Genomic DNA, 17562 nt, shown 5'->3' with positions numbered 1-17562 from the left:
AGCGATCACCATCCGCCCGCCACCACCGGTGACAACACCCCCCGGATCATCAAACGACAGGGACACGACATCATGCCGGAAGCGGCTGGCCCGGTCCCGGACCACCCGGGACCACCAACAAGGTAACAGGACACTGTACAAGGGTGAACGGTGACTGGCTGAAACCGAAAGGGGCGCCGGGCAGCGCTTGAGAGCAGTGGCTGAGCGCCCTGGCGGCACGGGCAGGAAGACCGGGCCGGACGGGCCCGGCCCCAGTCCGCTCAAGGCCAAGAGCGACCACGGGGACAGGATCGGGGCCGGGACGCCGACTGAGGAGTCGGCGCAGGAGCGGATCGCCCGCGCGGAAGCGGAGAACGCTGCATTGCTGGCAGAGAAGGCTAAGTTAACCCGGGAGCGGGAGATTCTGCAGCAAGCGGCCAAGTATTTCGCCGGGGAGACGATCCGGTGAGCCGCTACCCGGTTTAGTCGCCGACCATGGCAGTGTCTGCACCCTCAAGGACTTCGCTGCCGCATGTAAAAACCTTGGTGTTACTCAGTCGATGGGGGGCGGTGGGCACCAGTGCCGACACCGCCCTAGCAGAGTCATTCAATGTCGCATTCAAGCGGGAAGCACTCACGGCCAACGATACTGGCCCGACGCGTTAACGTGCCAGCCGCAGGCATGTCGGTGGTTGACCCGCTACAGCACCATACCGAGGCAAGCCCCTGAGATCTTCACCCGGCGTGATGTTGAAACCTCCTGAAGGACTACAGCCACGACAAGACCGACCAGTTTTACTGGGACCTGCGCCTGCAGCGTTTCACCCAACATCCACAAGGGCATCCACATCGAGGGAACCGCCTCCAAACCCGTTACAACTTCGCGGGCAGTCCCTACATGAAGCGCCCGGAACAGAGCTTCGTCGTTCTAAGAATCCGCTGGGCAGGTACCGGATGCGTTCAAGTGTGTCCCTGCTAGTGTGTAGCCGCAATTGCCGAATTGTGAGACATGCATTCCACTACTTGATCAGCGCCATAAGGTAAGTGCATGACTCGCAGTATTGATCTGGCCGTTATCCCCGGTGATGGTATTGGCCCCGAAGTGGTGGCCGAAGGCCTGAAGGTTCTTGATGCGGCGCTCGCGGGCAGTGACCTGTCCGTGCGCACCACCACCTACGACCTGGGCGCAACACGTTGGCATCGCACGGGTGAAGTTCTCCCGGATGATGAACTCGAGTCGATAAAGAAGCATGACGCCATCCTGCTCGGCGCCGTGGGTGACCCGTCGGTGCCTTCCGGAGTGCTGGAAAGGGGGCTGCTACTCAAGTTGCGCTTCTCCCTCGACCACTACGTCAATCTGCGCCCGAACAAGTATTACCCGGGCGTGCCGACGCCGCTGGCCAACCCGGGCGACATCGATTTCCTCGTGGTGCGAGAAGGGACCGAGGGCTTGTACTGCGGCAATGGTGGTGTCGTGCGTAAGGGGACACCACAGGAAATCGCCACCGAGGTGTCGGTAAATACAGCCTATGGCGTGGAGCGCGTGGTGCGGTACGGTTTCGCCAAGGCCGCCGCGCGCCCGCGCAAAAAGGTGACATACGTGCACAAGCACAATGTGCTGGTCAACGCCGGCGATCTATGGCGCCGTACCGTTGAAGCGGTCGGCGCCGAGTATCCCGAAGTGTCCGTCGACTATCTGCATGTGGACGCCGCCACCATTTTTTTGGTGACGGATCCGGGCCGGTTCGACGTCATCGTCACCGACAATCTTTTCGGCGATATTCTCACGGACGAAGCGGGCGCGGTCACCGGTGGAATTGGACTCGCCGCTTCCGGCAATATCAATCCGGATGGCGCGTTCCCCTCCATGTTTGAGCCTATTCACGGTTCGGCTCCTGACATCGCCGGTCAGCAGAAGGCGGATCCGACGGCGACGATTTCATCCGTGGCGCTACTTCTGGATCATCTTGGCCATACGGACTGTGCGCGGCGGATAGAGGCCGCGGTCGACGCCGATATGGCGGCACGCGCGGAAGCGGCGGCTGCCGGTCAGCCCTTGACTCGATCAACGGTGGAGATCGGTACTGCTATCGCTGCGCGCTTGGCGTGAAGCGCGGGCCATATGCTCAATACGGGCACCGCCGCACGATAGCGTGGTGCAGGGCTTGCCCGAGTGGTTAGATCTCCTGCAAAGGTTCGTCATGCGGCCCTTCCCGCCCGGTCCGGGAGATATGAGTAAGCTTAAGACAGTCGTAAGAAGAAGGACTGTCATGACATCGACTCATACACCAACGGATCTTGAACTAGCTGCTGCTGTGGCAGTGCCAAGTGCGGACGAGCTGGCTGGAGCATGGGCGCTCCAGCCTCATCCGCATCCGGCATCCGACGCGGAGCGTGCGCAGCGCTTGGAACGCCTCGGTTTCGGCGTAGACTTCACCGACCATATGGCCCATGCGACGTGGACGGTCGGAAACGGGTGGCATAACAAGGTCGTCGAACCCTATGGTCCATTGAGTCTCGATCCGGCCGGAGCGGTGCTGCATTACGGGCAAGAGGTTTTCGAGGGGCTGAAGGCCTATCGTCACGCCGACGGATCGGTGTGGACCTTCCGACCCACATATAACGCCGCACGGCTCAATCATTCCAATCGGCGTCTAGCGATTCCGGAACTGCCGCATGAGGACTTCGTCGCCTCACTTATTGGCCTAGTGCGGGCGGACGCCCAGTGGGTTCCCGATGCGCCCGGCTCCTCCCTCTACCTACGCCCTTTCGTCTTCGCATCGGAAGCCTTCCTTGGGGTGCGTGCGTCCACGAGCTATGAGTATTTGGTGATTGCATCGCCTTCGGGGCCCTATTTCACTCACGGGTTCCAACCCATCAACGTGTGGGTGGAGGAAACATATCACCGGGCCGGGCCCGGCGGTATGGGGGATGTAAAGACCGGAGGCAATTATGCGGCGTCGCTGCTGCCGAAGGTTGCGGCGCACGACGGTGGATACGACGAGGTGCTTTTCCTCGACGCAGCCACCAACACGAATCTCGATGAGCTGGGTGGCATGAATGTGTTTGTCGTCATGGCCGATGGCTCTCTGAAGACGCCGAAACTCACGGGGAACATCCTCCCGGGTGGAACACGCGCCTCGATTATTCAACTAGTGCGGGAGCAAGGACGGTCGGTTTCCGAGGAGACGATCTCCCTCCAGTGGCTGCTTGATGCCATCGCCGCGGGCGATGTGGCGGAAATGTTCGCCTGCGGAACGGCGGCGGTGGTGACCGCGATTGGTGCACTCACGGGCAAGGGATTCCACGTGGACATCCCGGAGAACACGGTGACACGTGGCATTTTCGATGAGTTGACAGCCATTCAGCTTGGCGAGACGGAAGATCGGTTCGGCTGGTTATATCGCTTGGCGTGAGAGTATGTTACGGGTTGCCGAACCCATGGCGATGGCGGGCATGCGGCGCAGTAAGCGCCAGGTGAGAGGCGTGTTCCCTGTGGGGTGTGTTCAGCCGGGGTGTCGCAGGAACAAGCTCCGGGCGGGCACAGCGGTCCGGGCGGCCCGCATGCCGAGTACGGCCGGTATATCTCACGCCCGCATGCTTCGTATGCTGCTGATCGGGGAGCACTTGGCAGGTTTCAGGTCCTCGCGGGGACCATGCCGTGCTGCACGCGCAGTGCAGTCGGTGTTGCCGAAAGGAAAAGAATGAAAATCGACGTCTACGACGTGACGTTACGTGACGGCGCTCAGCAGGAGGGGGTCAACCTCTCTGTGGCCGACAAACTGGCGCTGCTGCCACTGATCGAATCCATCGGCGCCGATTACATCGAAGGAGGTTGGCCGGGAGCGATTCCGCGCGACACGGAGTTTTACCGTGCCGCTTCCGAAGTGCCGCTTACCGCAGCGCTGACGGCATTCGGGTCAACACGCAAGGCAGGAGTGCCGGTCGCGGAAGATAGCCAGATCCAGGGTCTGCTTGATTCCGGCGCGAGTGTTATAACGCTGGTGGCTAAGTCGGATATTCGCCATGTCGAACAAGCGCTACGAACGACGCCGCAGGAGAATCTCGCCATGGCCCGTGACTCGGTGGAGTACCTGCTGGGCCAAGGTCGGCGCGTGATGATTGACGCCGAGCATTTCTTCGATGGTTTTCGTTTCGACCCCGATTACACCAGTGAGGTTGTAGCGGTGTGCTTCGAGGCGGGAGCCGAGGCGGTGATCCTTTGCGACACCAATGGCGGCTCACTTCCCGGCCATATCAGTGCAACGGTTACCGATTTGCGTTCTCGCCTGGCGGTACGCGGAATCACGGATCCGCTGCTGGGAATCCACGCGCACGACGACGGCGGCTGCGCCGTCGCGAACACGCTTGCCGCAGTCGAGGCCGGTTGCCGCCAAGTGCAGGGCACAATTAATGGCTACGGCGAGCGTACTGGCAATGCGAATCTGCTGACGGTCATCGCCAATCTGGCGCTGAAGACGGACTATGAGGTGGTCAGCGAACAGCAGCTCGCCGCGCTGACAGCGGTTTCACATGCCGCCTCGGAGATCACGAATATTTCGCCCTATGCACGGCAACCGTATGTGGGGTCCTCGGCCTTTGCACATAAGGCTGGATTGCACGCCTCCGCGATTCGCATTAACCCGGACCTGTACCAGCATACCGATCCATGCGGCGTCGGCAACGATATGCGTATGCTCGTCTCCGATATGGCGGGTCGGGCGTCGATCGAGCTGAAGGCGCGCGAATTCAGTGTGGATCTGGCAGGGCGTCCCGACGAGCTGAGCGCTATCACTCAACGCGTGAAGGAGGCCGAGGCGGCTGGGTACACCTATGACGCAGCGGATGCATCCTTTGAGCTTTTGGTGCGTGAGGTACTCGGTAACAGGCCACGTTACTTCCGTCTTGAGGCATGGCGATCAAATATCTCCACTGTGCGCGGGCGCGCTTCAGCGGGCGATACCTTCTCCGAGGCGACCGTGAAGCTATACGCCGGCGGACGACGCCTGGTACGCGTCGGCGAAGGAGTAGGCCCGGTCGATGCCCTGGATCAAGCTCTGCGAACAGCTTTGAAGAACGTTTACCCTGATCTAACACGTATCGAGCTCATTGACTTCAAGGTGCGCATTCTGGATACCCATCAAGGAACGGCGGCCACGACGCGAGTACTCATCGAACTGTCCGATGGGCAACGCACATGGCGTACCGTCGGAATTGGCACGGACGTGGTCGAAGCCTCATGGGAAGCGCTGACCGAGGGATACGAGTTTGGCCTCATGCGTGCGGGTATAGAACCTCATCCGGAGGGACCGACGGAGGGGCCGGAAGGCAGCGACTAACGGCTGTACGTGATCCAGGCGCTGACATGCCGATGCATCTGCGCCTGGATCACCAAGGTGACGGATGGAAGCGAGATCGATCTGCCGGTATCACCTCTGGGTGCAAGTCGCTATCCCGGTACTCTGCGAGGTGGTGACTGAATCTGGTGGGTCGGTTCCGGGTTTATTCATAGGAGTAGATGGTGGCGTCGCCTGCGCGGCAATTGATGCAGGGGTGCTATGGATCTGCTCCGGTGGGTTGTTGGCGGGTGGCGCGGCCATGACGGTCATCAATGTGGGTGCTATGGATCTGCTCCGGGTTATTCGTACGCCTCCTTGAAAACCCCGGATATCAGCGAAAAACGCGGAACAAATCCATAGTCACTGACTAGATATACGGCCCCGTCGTGCTAATCCCCGGCGTTGCCTGCGCGCCCGGGTTGTTGCTCGCGTCCCCGGTAGTTGCTGTGCCTTTGCTCGTAGTCGGCCTGACCGGGTAGCTCGCGCTCGGCCCGTGGCACGAGTCCTCGCAGATGCACGAGTTAGGACGCGGCCCGGCGCCTCGCCTCCAGACCTCGCCGGTTAGGCGGCGGGCCGAGGCCCAAACACTGCGGTTCCGACGCGCACAATCGTGCTGCCCTCGGCCACTGCGATCTCAAGATCCTGCGTCATCCCCATGGAAAGCTCCGTGACCGTGGGCAGGCCGTTTGCTCGCAATTCTTCGGCGAGTTCGCGCACCACCCGGAAGGAACGCGCAATTTCAGCGGTGTTATCGGTGTGGGCGCCTATGGTCATCAACCCGATGATGCGCAGATTCTGCAGTTCGGCGACCTTCCCAGCCAGCTCCGGTATGGCAGTGGGCATCACTCCGAACTGCGAGCAGGAGCCGGAGGAGTTGACCTGCAACATCACATCAAACGGTTCGCGCGCCGCGCCTTCTTCCCTACGTCGAGCCTGCAGGCGGTCAAGCCGCTGCGCCAGATCGAAGGAGTCAAGCGTCTCAATGCACTGGGCATAGCGCAAAGCCTTGCCCGCCTTGTTCCTTTGCACGTGTCCAATCACATGCGTGCGATGCGCTGAGGCATTGGCCGCAGCCAATGCCTCTTCGGATGTCTCCAACTGTTGAATGATGTTATGCCCGAAAAGAGTCGCCCCCGCGCTCAAGGCGGCAAGAACTCGTTCGGGGGCCTGGTACTTTGCGGCCAGTTCAATGCTGACAGATCCGGCTTCCCGCCCGGCAGAGGCTTCGGCCGCCAACACCCGGTCACGCAGGCGTTGGTAGCGTTGCGGGATGTCGCTGAGAGGGGGTATAGAACCCGCTGTATCGTGCGCGAGCGCGCCCGCTGGCAGGGGCGCGTCGTCTGGCTGTAGCGCGGTCGCTGGTGGCGATGGCGCGGCTACCGGTCGTGGCGCGCCTGTCGGTTGTCGCGCGTCTGTCGGTTGTGGTGCGCCTGTCGGTTGTGGTGCGCCTGTCGGTTGTGGTGCGCCTGCCGACTGTGGCGTTGAGGCGCCACCACTCGGCGTCCTTCGTGCTGATATCGTCGCCGTGTCGGTTGCGCCAATGGACGTGGATGATGTTGATTCCATCTTCTTCGCCGTGGAGCAATTCGTTTCGCCGTTCTTTGCCGCTGCGCGAGCCGTTTCGCTGTTCGTCGTTGTGCTCCTTACCATCTTTTGTGCTCTTCTTCTTGTGTACTTCGTGCCTCTCCTGCGGGCTGTTACCGTTCCCCAACCGAGACTATATCCACATGCACGCGGTTCTCCAGATCAGAGGCGTCGAGGTCCACCAGACCCCAGAATCCCCAGGAGCCATCTCCCACGCCATCGTCGAAAATCTGGCGGACCAACCAGAGCCGCCCGGATCCGTGCCCCGCAAGAAGACTCTCCACGGCTTCCTCCGGCACTCCGGCGTCCACGAGCGCGGCAGCATCCACATTGTCGATGACTTGCAGAAAGTGCGCGCCCCGCGCGGCGGTATCGATCCCGATTGCCTCATACTCGTCGAAGTAGGGATCGGTGGCGTCGGCCCAGGCATCCCCGTCCCACACAGGCGCGCCGGGCCACAGCGCCGGACCTGCCAGTTCGTCCAGCAGTTCGTAATCCTCGCGCTGGATCGCCTCAACACGCTGAAACATGGCGTTACGCACGGCGGTGCGCAACGCGTGACGGTTGCGGGTGAAGGCGATGTGACCGTCGGCGTCGGCACCGAACGCGAGTTCGCGGGTACCCCCGTCGGCGTCGGCGGAACGGGCGGCGATTTCGTTGCTGACGACCTTGCCGTCGCGCAGCGCCTCCCACTCGTCCAGTAGTGAGGAGTCGACGGAGCGCACCAAGGAACCGAGCCACTGGGTTATCCGATCAACCTCGGCGGTGCGCGCCTCCAGTGGCACGGTCTGCCGCAACGCCTTATAGGTGTCCGTCAAATAGCGCAGCACGATGCCTTCGGAGCGCGCCAGGTCGTAGCGGGAGATCAGTTCGGAAAAGGTCATGGCCTGCTCAATCATCTCGCGTACCACCGATTTAGGTGTGAGCTCGTAATCGGCCACCCACGGGTTGCTCTGCCGATAGATCTCCAGTGCCGCGTGTAGTTCTTCACCCAAGGGTTGCGGCCAGGTGATCGCATCGGCCTCGGCCATCCGCTCGTCGTAGCCGACCCCGGCGGCCTTCAGGCGATTGATGAGCTCGCCTCGTGCGGCGCGCTGTTGCGCGTAAAGAACAGGGGTGGGGTTCTCCTGTACTGCCTCCATGATGGAGAGTACGTCGAGAGCGTAGTCCTCGCTGTCCTTGTCGAGCATGTCCAGCGCTGCCAACGCGAAGGGCGCAAGAGGTGAATTCAGTGCGAAATCTTCTGGGACCTCTCGGGCGAAGTCGACTGCGGATTCGCCGGGATGCTCTTTCTGCCACTGTAGATCGTGATGGGTCAGTACGCCGGCGGCATGCAGCGACGAATAGATTTCAACCGCCAGGCGGAGTAGGGGATTCGAGGCGGTTTTGGGCTCGTGATTATCGGTGAGGAGTTTGACTGCGGCGGCGACGGCGTCGCCGGGGCGCTGCAGGATATTGAGGACCATGGCATGGTTGACCCGCATATGCGATGTAAGGGTCTCCGGCTGTGCGTCGCGCAGATGCTCGAAAGTCTTCTTCGACCAGAGCACGGCTCCCTCCGGAGGCTTGCGGCGAACGATCTTTCGTAGCTTCTTCGGGTCATCGCCTGCCTTGGCCAGCGCGCGGGCGTTTTCGATTTCATGCTCGGGTGCCTGCACAATGACTTCGCCGGCGGTGTCAAAACCTGCTCGGCCCGCCCGGCCCGCAATCTGATGAAACTCACGGGCGGTGAGGTGGCGGGAACGGCTGCCATCAAATTTCGACAGCGAGGTGAAAACGACGGTGCGGATGGGAACGTTAATGCCTACGCCAAGGGTGTCCGTGCCACAGATGACCTGGAGGAGACCGGCCTGGGTAAGGCGTTCCACCAAGCGCCGATAGCGAGGCAGTAGACCGGCGTGATGAACTCCGATCCCGGCGCGTAGCAGTTTCGACAGCGTCTGACCGAATCCACTGCCGAAGCGGAAGGGACCGATGGTGGTGGCGATCTGCGCGCGCTGCTCCTTGGACGTCAGGCTGAGGGGGAGGAGAGCCTGCGCCTGGCTGACCGCATCCCGCTGAGAAAAGTGAACGATATAGGCGGGGCTGCGGTGGGTGGAGGTGAGTTCTTTGATCAGTTCTCCCAAAGGCTCCATCGAATAGGAGAAGGTCAGGGGAACAGGACGCGGCGCATCGGCGATGGTCGTCACGCCGCGGCCAGTGCGTTTTTCAAGGTCAGAGGCGAGAAACCTGGTGTCTCCCAAGGTTGCGGAGAGAAGGACCTGCTGGGTGGAGGGCAGTTCGAGCAACGGAACTTGCCAGGCCCAGCCGCGTTGCGGATCACCGTAGAAGTGGAATTCATCTTGTACGAGGATACCGATCCCGGCATCGTCGCCCTCACGCAGGGCGATATTGGCGACGATTTCCGCCGTTGCGCACACCACCGGAGCATCCGCGTTGATTGACGAATCGCCGGTGACCATGCCGACATTATCGGCGCCGAAGACGGAGATCAGCTCGAAGAACTTTTCTGAGACAAGCGCCTTGAGTGGGGCGGTGTAGTAGGCGGTGCGCCCAGCGGCAAGCCCGGCGAAGACCGCGGCGAGCGCCACCATAGACTTACCTGATCCCGTGGGGGTGGCGACGATGAGGTGGTCACCGGTCAGTGCCGCCAACAGTGCCTCCTCCTGATGCGGATAGAGCGGGCGCCCGGTGGAAGTGGCCCAGGCGGTGAAGGCGTCGTAGACGGCGTCGGCGCTGGGAGCGGTTCCATACTCGTCCTCAAGGCGGTCGAGGGCACGGTTCAAAGCGCTGGGTTGGGTGGCGCTGGGCTGGTTTGACACCCTTATAGCGTGCCACACGCCACCGACATAACAACGTTGATCAACGGCAAATGAACCGTGTGTAGGACTTCACAGTCGCCGCACGCCCGTCGATTTGCCGGGTAACCGGAGCGGGGAGTATGCTCTTTTCTTGGCGCGCACCGCTAGCTCAATTGGCAGAGCAACTGACTCTTAATCAGTGGGTTCTGGGTTCGAGTCCCAGGCGGTGTACAGAAGGCGAAGGCCCCGCGGTTCGGAGGAACCCCGGGGCCTTCGGTGTTGTTTTGCCAGGGCCGGGGGCTTAAAGGCGGGTTAATTGACAGAATGTGGGTCTATTGTCGGCGTGTTGGGGTTACTTTTGGTGGCGTCCGGCCCAGCCTTTGCGTATTGAGATGCTGTCTTCCCAGGGTGTGTGTGTTGATGGTGGTGTCGAGGTGGGCTGGTCCGTTGGGTTGTAGGTCATTCTGTGTTGTTTTGGTGGGGTTTTTCGTTGGTGTGGTGCGGTTTTGTTGCTGTTTTAGTTGGTTGGGGGTAGCTAAGAGGTCGGACAGAATGCGTTGCTGCGGGTCGTGGTTTAGGGGTGGATGGTGCTCACATCTCGTGGCTCTAGTCTTGGTGTTGCGTGGGCGGGGCTACGCTCCGGAGCTTAGATGTCCAAATCCCGTCCAAACGGAGCTAATCTGGATTGACTCAATTTAAAGAATGGCGGAATTATGCGGATTTCGCGCTTCGGCGAGACCGGGAGGTTCTCGTTTGGACGGGATTTTGACACTGAGAATAAGAGTGTCTACTCGGCGTGGCTCGTAGCCTCCTGCTTCATCGCTCGCGCCGCAACTCGCCCGTTTGCAGGTACCGCCGAGCGACGGGAGTTGGTTGTTCATAGCCGCTGGCCTCGTCACTCCCGCTGCAACCAGGCGAGAACGGCTCTGACGCGCCGATTCTCCTCACTGGGGACAAGGTCCAACTTCTGGAAGATGTTGGCCACATGCTTGGCCACTGCTCCGCTGGAGACCACCAGGCGCTCGGCGATCTGCGAGTTGGAGAGACCCTCCGCCATCAACGCGAGCACTTCCCCCTCCCGGGCGGTCAGGCGCGCAAGCGGTCCGGAGCTTGCCCCGGCCGTATTCGCGTGCATGAGATGGGAGACGACTTCCGGATCGACGACGACGCCACCCGCCGCCACCAGATCCAGCGAGCCGAGAAAATCCGACACCCTGCCTACGCGTTCTTTCAGAAGATAGCCAACAGCGCCGCTCGCGCTGTCTAGTAGGTCCTGCACATAACGTCCAGCCACGTAAGCACTGAGCACAATAACGGGTAGGCCGGGGAACTCGCGGCGTAGTTCGAGCGCTGCCTGCAAGCCGTCGTCGGCGTTGCGTGGAGGCATACGAACATCGGTGACGACGATATCCGGCAGTGCTCCCGCTGCTCCCAGTTCCCGCACGGTTGAGCGTAACTGCTCGGCGTCGGCCGCTTCGGCGACGATGTCGTGCCCGGCTCCGGTTAGGAGAGCGGCCAACCCGGCGCGCAGCAGGGCGGCGTCGTCGGCAAGCACTATTCTCATGGCGTTAATCATGCCATTCGTACGCGCTTAGTCGCGCCATGGTGGCGTGGTGGGGGCAGTAATGGTCACCGTGGTTCCTACCCCAATCGGCGAGTCGATGGTAACTGTTCCCCCCATGCTTTCCACCCGCTGGATGATTCCACGCAACCCGGTGGCGCTTGGCGCAGCGGGGTTAGCGCCACCGCGTCCGTTATCGGAAACAACGGCGCACACTTCGAAGGCATTGCAGACGAGTGTTATCTGCGCGCCGTCGCTTGAGCTGGAGTGTTTGGCAGCATTGGTAAGCGCCTCGGCCACGGCGAAATAAACGGTGGTAGCAACGGGGGAGGAGATTGCAGCGTCGTCGCCGGTAATGTCGCAGGCGGCCGGGGGAGTGGAATGAGAGGCGAGCTCCTGCAGTGCGGCGGCCAGGCCGCGCTCGGTGAGCATGGCGGGGCGAACACCGCGCACAGTCTCGCGCAGCGCTCGCAGTGCAGCCTCGGCGCGATCTTGAGCAGCGTCTATGTCGGCGAGGACTGGCATCAGCACGGTGGCAATGTCGGCAGCTTCGCCGGGTGAGTGATCGGAGGCCGCAGTGAGCACAACGGACGTGTCCGATGATGACGTGGAGTCCTGGGGAGACGAGGGATCGTCTACGGGGTTCGCGGCGAACGCTTGCCGCGCGGCCTCCAAGTGGACGCGCGCCAGACCGAGCGCCATGGTTACTCCGACGAGTTCTTGCTGGGCGCCGTCGTGCAAATCGCGCTCAATGCGGGATCGTTCCGCTTCGAAGGCATCTACCAGCGTTGCACGTCCGCGGGAAAGATCTCCCACCTGCTGTGTCAGTGCCTGCATTTCTTCGCTGTTCGGGTCGGTGCTCAGGTTCGTGACGAATCGGCCGCGCAGCCTGCCCACCGCTAGGAACACCATGGATACCACAGCGAGGAGGGCGAGGCCGATTGGGAAGAACCACCAGCACTGCTCGAAACTCGTGAAACTGTACCGCCACGCCTCGGCTGGACGCTGGGGAGAGACGACAAAAGGTAGGGCGAGGCTTGTGGATGCCGCGATGAGGCCTACGAAACCAACGAAGAAATCGATTGTTGTCAGCACGATGCTGCCCAGGCAGAGGGGGAGGTCCTGCCGCCAGAACTCTCCGGTGGTGACTCGCGAACTCAGCCAGGCACCGCGCGCAGTGGCGGAGGGCCGACGCGACGGGGCGTCGATACCGAGGCTACGGGCGAGTGCGCGCTGTGCTTCGGCGGCCAGAGGTATGGAGAGATGGAATACCAGCGCGGCGGGAATGAGGACGATGACCAGGGGTATCCAGAGCACCGCGCGTAAGAACTCGCTCAAGATCAGGGCCCAGCGCCGGGTGTTGCGACGCGGATGCGCGGCACGGGGAGTCAAGTGTTTGGTGCTTGTGTCGGCAGCGGGGCCGGGGCGCACCTTGGTGGTGCCGGGCTGCCCTGCGGCGGTATGCACCTTGGTGGTGCCGGATTGCCCGACGGCGGGATCAGTCACCGGCGTTACCCCGGATGCGGAGGATTCAACACTCATATTTCGATGCTACTGGGGAGCCGTGCCGCTGACACTCCGGCCACCACCCCAAGGAGGTGGTGCCAGCACCACCTGGAAAGACGGGAGAGGGAGTCAATGACTGTTCACTTCGCGCGGGCTGGAATCGCGACATGCGAACAGGACGCGACAATCTATATGTCAATCGTTGGATTACTGATCGGCAGGCACTGAGTTCCGGCCATTCACGGGCCAAGAGCCGCCGCGAGCGCAAAACTGGAACTCTTGGCGAACGCAAGGTTCGGGGTCTTAGCGACGGCGAGACTGGCGGCTGTCATTCACGGACCAAGAGCCGCAGCGAACGCCAGGCCAAGAACTGGCAGCAGGAAACTGGCTCCTCGGAGGATGGGGTGCCTGCGGCGCTCTCGAATCCTCGCATCCCGCGAGGAGCTCCGCTTGGCTCGCAGGCGTCTGCGCAGAGCGGTCCTCCCGGAGATCCCCGTGGAGGTTCTGGTGGCGAGGCACCGGCGGTAGCAATTGTCGATCTGACCCGTGCCTTCCGTGTGCCGGGAAGGAGAGCCAAGGTGACCGCCGTCAACGGGGTGAGTTTCGAGTTGATGGCGGGATCGTATACGGCCCTGGTCGGTGCCTCCGGCTGTGGGAAATCCACGTTGATGCAGTGCATCGCCGGGCTGGACGTTCCAGACCACGGTAGCGTCCGTCTGCTCGGCACCGAGATCACGCGGCTGCGGCCGCGTGGATTGGCTGACTTCCGGGCCGAACACGTCGGTTTCGTGTTTCAGGACGACAATCTGGTGACGAGCCTATCGGTGCGAGACAACGTGGCGTTGCCTGGCCGACTGCGCCATCGCCCACTGCCGGGCAGCGACGTCGACCGCGCATTGGAACGCGTAGGGCTGCGGAAACTGGCACGGAGGCTACCTGGCCAGCTTTCCGGCGGGGAACGCCAACGGGTTGCCATCGCGCGCGTGTTGGCCTCTCGCCCGGCCATCGTCTTCGCCGATGAGCCGACGGCGGCATTGGATGTTGGCTCTGCGGGGGCGGTGTTGGACTGGTTCGCCGAGCTGGCTGCTGCCGGAACAACGGTTCTCATGGTGACACACGACGCCGCAGCGGCGGCCCGGGCCGAGAGCGCACTGGTGATGGATGGCGGGCGTCTGATTGAGCAAGTAGATGGTGGCGACGCCGGGGCGATTGCGCGCGCGGTGCTTGCGGCGCGGAATGCTTCTGTCGCTTTGCCCACGGGAGGTGCTGCATGATTCGCCTACTCATTACTGACCTGCGCCATCACGCGGGCATGTGGCTCTGGACCTTTGTGGTCGCCGTCGTCGCCGGAGCCTGCGTTTTCGGTCAGTTCGCAGCCGGCCAGGGGATGGAGACGGCAATTGCCCGGTACGCGGACGAGAGCTATTCGACCACGCCCCTCACGGTGTTCTGCCTGATAACAGTAGGCGTGAGTGCTATCAGCGTGCTGAGCTCGACGGCGTCGCGCGTTGTGGAGATGCGCACTCGCGATTTTGGATTGTGGCGGGCACTTGGAATGCGCCCGGGAGCTGTACGTGCAACCTTACTCGGTGAACTGGCGATCCTGGGTGGTATAGCCGGCCTTGTCGGTGTACCGCTCGGATATGGGCTTGCGCATGTACTCGTGCCGATGTTGATCTCGGAACGGGTGGCACCGCCGCAGACAGTTCCCGAGCTTCCGCCGGCAGCGCTATGCTGGGCGGTGCTCTTCACCGCAGCGGTGGCTGTGCTTGGAGGATGGTGGAGTGCCGCTCGCTGCGCGCGGGCGCGTGAATCGCTATTGCTGCGCGGCGAATCGGCGGGCGGTAGCCGCGTGGGCTCGCTGTGGAGAGTTCTCGGTAGATTGCTACTCCTCGCCGGGCTGTGCGCGGGGATTGTTGCTGCGTACATGGCTATTCGCGATGGCGTTGCCGGCAGTGACGAAGTAATCAGTGCGGCCATGCCCGCCGCATTGGCCTTTATGTGTGTTGTTCTCTTGCTCGTACGGTGGTGTGTGCCTTTGCTGGAGAGGTTGGCCGCTCGCCTTATCCCACGTTCCTGGGTCGCAGCGTTTGTGGCTGGGAGGACGTGCGCCGTGGAATCGTCCCGCTCTAGTGCCACGGTGTTGCCCTTTGCGCTGGCGATGGGCCTGGTGGGGGTGCTGTATTCCGGGCGGAATTTCGGAATGAGCGGGGTCACCGCGCAGGGTTTCCTCGCCATGTTTGGCCCGGCGCTGTTGGTGGCATGGACTGGAGGAGTGGCGATTATCGCGATGAGTGCCGGGCAGCGGCGGCGCGATGGTGCCCTGCTTGCGGCGGCCGGGGCGCGCCATGGCACGATTCTGGTGGCGGAGGTGCTGGAAGGTGTTATTCACTCGCTTGTGGCGGCGCTGCTTGGAGTGGCGATCACGGTAGGTGCGGTCTACCTGGTGGGGCTGGCCTCTGCCGTCCCCTTCAGCGAGGCTCTGCCGCGCGCTCCTTGGGAAGCGATCGGGATTGTGGTTACGGCATCTTTCGTGACGGTGTGCTTGGCCGTGGTGGTGTCCTCGCGGGTAGGTGCGCGGGCGACGACGCTGGGGCAGATGCTGCGGGCGCAGGAGTGAGCGACGATGCTCGCCTTGCGATGTTGCGGCGTTGTGCGCCGCAAGGGCCGGGTTCATGACGAGCGTGGTCTTCTGGCGATGTGAAGGCGCTGCAGGTTTGAACAGCCCGGTGTGGGTGCGTGGTGGGCTCGTCGCAACATGAGGGTATTGCCATGTGGAGGTATTGACAGGAAATCGAGCGGTTGGCCCCGCGCCTTCGGAACTTCGGTTAGAGTGGCAGTGTGTCTGCACCAATCGTGACTCTCGTTACTTCCCCGCAGTTACCGCAGCTCGACGACGACGAAGCAGGACTGCCAGATGCCCTGCGCGAACGTGGCATGGAGCCGCAAGTCAAAGTCTGGAGCGATCCCGATGTGGACTGGTCCGCCTCGGACCTCGTCGTCGTGCGTTCGGTACGCGACTATGCCGGACGGCGCCAAGACTTCCTCAAATGGGCGAAGTCTGTTCCGCGCCTGCTGAACCAGGCCAGCGTGATGGAGTGGAATTCGGATAAGCACTATTTGGCGGAGCTCGCCAAGCGGGGCTTGCCGGTGATTCCTACGGTGTGGTTCGAACCGGACCGGGAGTATTCGAAGCACCAGGTGCACACGCGTTTCCCGGCTTACGGTGATTTTGTTGTGAAGCCGGCGGTCTCGTCCGGCGGGCGTGGGACCGGCCGATATACGGCGACGGATGGTAGGTCGCGGGGCGAGGCGATTCGGCATGCCATGCATGAGCTGGCACGCGGGCGTTCGGTGATGGTGCAGCGGTACTTGGAGGAGATCGACCGTTCCGGTGAGGTCTCGCTGATCTACCTGAACGGCTTGGCCTCCTACATGGTGGAGAAAGAGGCCATGCTGCATCCGCGTTTTCGCTCGGCTGACGAAGTGCAGGAAGATGTTGTGCGTTCCTCGGCGGCGAACGAGGAGGAATGGCGCTGGGGTGAAGAGATCCGGCAGGCGCTGCACGGCTATATCACGGAGAAGAACGGGCGCGACGAGCTGCTGCTCTACAACCGAGTGGATATCGTGCGTGGCGGGCCGGAGGACGCGCACGAGTTCTACGTGATGGAGATTTCGTTGATCGACGGATCGCTGTATCTCTCTGCGGATCCTAATCATTTGGCGAAATTCGCCGACGCGATTGCCATGCGCGCGTTCTGGTGAGGCACTACCCCGAACCCGCTACAAACTGCTCACGGCGATGGAACAAACGCGGCGCAACTGGTGAGACGCTACTCCGAAGCCGCTACAAACGGCTCTGCTGTGGTAGCAGATGACATGGTTGGTCGATGACACGTTCGACTACGGCGGTCGCGCGCACAACCCAACCAACAAGCGGCCTAGAACTCGACCAACACCATAGGGGAGCCCTGCCGCCGCGTGGCGGCCATCTTCTGCGGGCAGCTGCGAGACAGAGCATGCCGGGCCTGAAACGCTAACCAGGCCCGTGGCCGGTATCACGAGGCGCCGATTCGGAGCGCGCGGCGTGCGTCGGATATAGTTGTTACCTGGCGCCATTACGGCGGCACATGGTGGATGTAGCTCAGTCGGCAGAGCACCTGGTTGTGGTCCAGGGGGTCGCGGGTTCAAGTCCCGTCTTCCACCCCGATTTTTCTGCGTCATAGCAACGTTTCTGTGGTAGGCTTTTAGCTGCGTGACACAGCCCGTGACACAGGTGGGTTTGGCATAGTGAGGTGACGATGGCGCACATACACACTCATATACGATCCGACGGCACCCCCGTCTTCCGGGTCCGCTTCAGACTCCGCCCCAACAGCAACCCCGTCAACGAATCATTCGAAAGCATCGAAGACGCCTACCAGTTCGCTGACCTAGTTGACCGTGTCGGCGGCGCCGACGCCAGACGAATCCGGGAAGTCACCACCACAACACCCCAGATCATCACCCTGGAGGCAGCCCTTGATGACTACATCACCCACATAGAGTCGCACGCAGCCCATGGCACCGGCTGGGAATACCGGCGAGTCGCGGAACGCTACTGGCTTCCCCGGCTCGGCTTCTTCCCTATCCAAGCCCTCACGCGTCGGCACGTCGAAGAATGGGTCGCGTGGCAACGCCACCAGACCAGCAGGAACGGGAAGCCGTACGCGACGAAGACAATCCGGAACGCGCACGGACTCCTGTCCTCCGTGCTTGACTGGCAGGTGCAACAGGGCGTCATCCCAGCAAA

The 17562-nt window shown here is 62.1% G+C and carries 12 protein-coding genes, 2 tRNA genes and 2 pseudogenes; 12 read left to right on the top strand and 4 right to left on the bottom strand.

The window, feature by feature from the left end; translation table 11 throughout:
* Positions 1-196: 196 nt before the first annotated feature.
* From EKN07_RS12010 to EKN07_RS11990, 6 genes and pseudogenes are all read left to right on the top strand, one after another.
* On the top strand, positions 197-448 hold the full coding sequence (locus tag EKN07_RS12010; protein ID WP_108716036.1) for a hypothetical protein: 252 nt from the start codon (positions 197-199) through the stop codon (positions 446-448).
* Between the two features lie 19 nt (positions 449-467).
* Positions 468-689: pseudogene (locus tag EKN07_RS13070) on the top strand (IS3 family transposase); the annotation flags it as partial.
* Positions 690-1027: 338 nt separating this feature from the next.
* Positions 1028-2089, top strand: coding sequence for a 3-isopropylmalate dehydrogenase (locus tag EKN07_RS12005; protein ID WP_126146519.1), 1062 nt, complete (start codon positions 1028-1030; stop codon positions 2087-2089).
* Between the two features lie 160 nt (positions 2090-2249).
* Positions 2250-3395 (top strand): branched-chain amino acid aminotransferase, encoded by a 1146-nt coding sequence (locus EKN07_RS12000; RefSeq protein WP_108716034.1) that lies wholly within the window; start codon positions 2250-2252, stop codon positions 3393-3395.
* Between the two features lie 288 nt (positions 3396-3683).
* Complete coding sequence (cimA, locus tag EKN07_RS11995) at positions 3684-5318, top strand: citramalate synthase (RefSeq protein ID WP_108716033.1); 1635 nt, start codon at positions 3684-3686, stop codon at positions 5316-5318.
* A gap of 64 nt (positions 5319-5382) precedes the next feature.
* Positions 5383-5637: a hypothetical protein gene (locus tag EKN07_RS11990; RefSeq protein ID WP_108716032.1), complete on the top strand. Its 255-nt coding sequence runs from the start codon at positions 5383-5385 to the stop codon at positions 5635-5637.
* A 242-nt stretch (positions 5638-5879) separates the two neighbouring features.
* On the opposite strand, the gene EKN07_RS11985 is transcribed toward EKN07_RS11990, so the two are convergent.
* Positions 5880-6968: a YggS family pyridoxal phosphate-dependent enzyme gene (locus tag EKN07_RS11985; RefSeq protein ID WP_241228197.1), complete on the bottom strand. Its 1089-nt coding sequence runs from the start codon at positions 6966-6968 to the stop codon at positions 5880-5882.
* Positions 6969-7015: 47 nt separating this feature from the next.
* The gene (locus EKN07_RS11980; protein WP_126146518.1) at positions 7016-9724 is read right to left on the bottom strand and encodes a DEAD/DEAH box helicase; all 2709 of its coding nucleotides are present in this window, start codon (positions 9722-9724) and stop codon (positions 7016-7018) included.
* A 137-nt stretch (positions 9725-9861) separates the two neighbouring features.
* On the opposite strand from EKN07_RS11980, the gene EKN07_RS11975 reads away from it, so the two are divergent.
* Positions 9862-9934: transfer RNA gene (locus EKN07_RS11975), tRNA-Lys, on the top strand.
* A 664-nt stretch (positions 9935-10598) separates the two neighbouring features.
* Here the strand turns inward: EKN07_RS11975 and EKN07_RS11970 are convergent.
* Positions 10599-11267, bottom strand: a complete 669-nt coding sequence (locus EKN07_RS11970; protein WP_126146517.1) for a response regulator transcription factor — start codon at positions 11265-11267, stop codon at positions 10599-10601.
* Between the two features lie 27 nt (positions 11268-11294).
* Positions 11295-12806 (bottom strand): histidine kinase, encoded by a 1512-nt coding sequence (locus EKN07_RS11965; protein ID WP_126146516.1) that lies wholly within the window; start codon positions 12804-12806, stop codon positions 11295-11297.
* 131 nt (positions 12807-12937) lie between these two features.
* Between EKN07_RS11965 and EKN07_RS12900 the strand changes: the two genes are divergently transcribed.
* From EKN07_RS12900 to EKN07_RS11940, 5 genes and pseudogenes are all read left to right on the top strand, one after another.
* The gene (locus tag EKN07_RS12900) at positions 12938-14044 is read left to right on the top strand and encodes an ABC transporter ATP-binding protein (RefSeq protein WP_206435729.1); all 1107 of its coding nucleotides are present in this window, start codon (positions 12938-12940) and stop codon (positions 14042-14044) included.
* Positions 14041-15390, top strand: a complete 1350-nt coding sequence (locus tag EKN07_RS11955; protein WP_126146515.1) for an ABC transporter permease — start codon at positions 14041-14043, stop codon at positions 15388-15390. The genes EKN07_RS12900 and EKN07_RS11955 overlap by 4 nt, the downstream gene beginning before the upstream one ends.
* A 221-nt stretch (positions 15391-15611) precedes the next feature.
* Entirely contained in the window at positions 15612-16535 is a 924-nt protein-coding gene (locus tag EKN07_RS11950) for a glutathione synthetase (protein WP_126146514.1), read from the top strand.
* Between the two features lie 367 nt (positions 16536-16902).
* Positions 16903-16977, top strand: a tRNA-His gene (locus EKN07_RS11945).
* A gap of 94 nt (positions 16978-17071) precedes the next feature.
* A pseudogene (locus EKN07_RS11940) lies at positions 17072-17562 on the top strand (hypothetical protein); the annotation flags it as partial.

Source organism: Actinobaculum sp. 352 (genome assembly GCF_003957265.1).
Taxonomy (GTDB): Bacteria; Actinomycetota; Actinomycetes; order Actinomycetales; family Actinomycetaceae; genus Asp313.
This window is presented reverse-complemented; position numbering and strand designations above follow the sequence as displayed.

Excerpts from the sequence above, each read along its gene's own strand:
- EKN07_RS11970 (WP_126146517.1), bottom strand. The coding sequence starts at position 11,267 with ATGAGAATAGTGCTTGCCGACGACGCCGCCCTGCTGCGCGCCGGGTTG.
- EKN07_RS12000 (WP_108716034.1), top strand. The coding sequence starts at position 2,250 with ATGACATCGACTCATACACCAACGGATCTTGAACTAGCTGCTGCTGTG.
- EKN07_RS11985 (WP_241228197.1), bottom strand. The coding sequence starts at position 6,968 with ATGGTAAGGAGCACAACGACGAACAGCGAAACGGCTCGCGCAGCGGCA.
- EKN07_RS11955 (WP_126146515.1), top strand. The coding sequence starts at position 14,041 with ATGATTCGCCTACTCATTACTGACCTGCGCCATCACGCGGGCATGTGG.
- cimA (WP_108716033.1), top strand. The coding sequence starts at position 3,684 with ATGAAAATCGACGTCTACGACGTGACGTTACGTGACGGCGCTCAGCAG.
- EKN07_RS11990 (WP_108716032.1), top strand. The coding sequence starts at position 5,383 with ATGGAAGCGAGATCGATCTGCCGGTATCACCTCTGGGTGCAAGTCGCT.
- EKN07_RS12005 (WP_126146519.1), top strand. The coding sequence starts at position 1,028 with ATGACTCGCAGTATTGATCTGGCCGTTATCCCCGGTGATGGTATTGGC.
- EKN07_RS11965 (WP_126146516.1), bottom strand. The coding sequence starts at position 12,806 with ATGAGTGTTGAATCCTCCGCATCCGGGGTAACGCCGGTGACTGATCCC.
- EKN07_RS12900 (WP_206435729.1), top strand. The coding sequence starts at position 12,938 with ATGCGAACAGGACGCGACAATCTATATGTCAATCGTTGGATTACTGAT.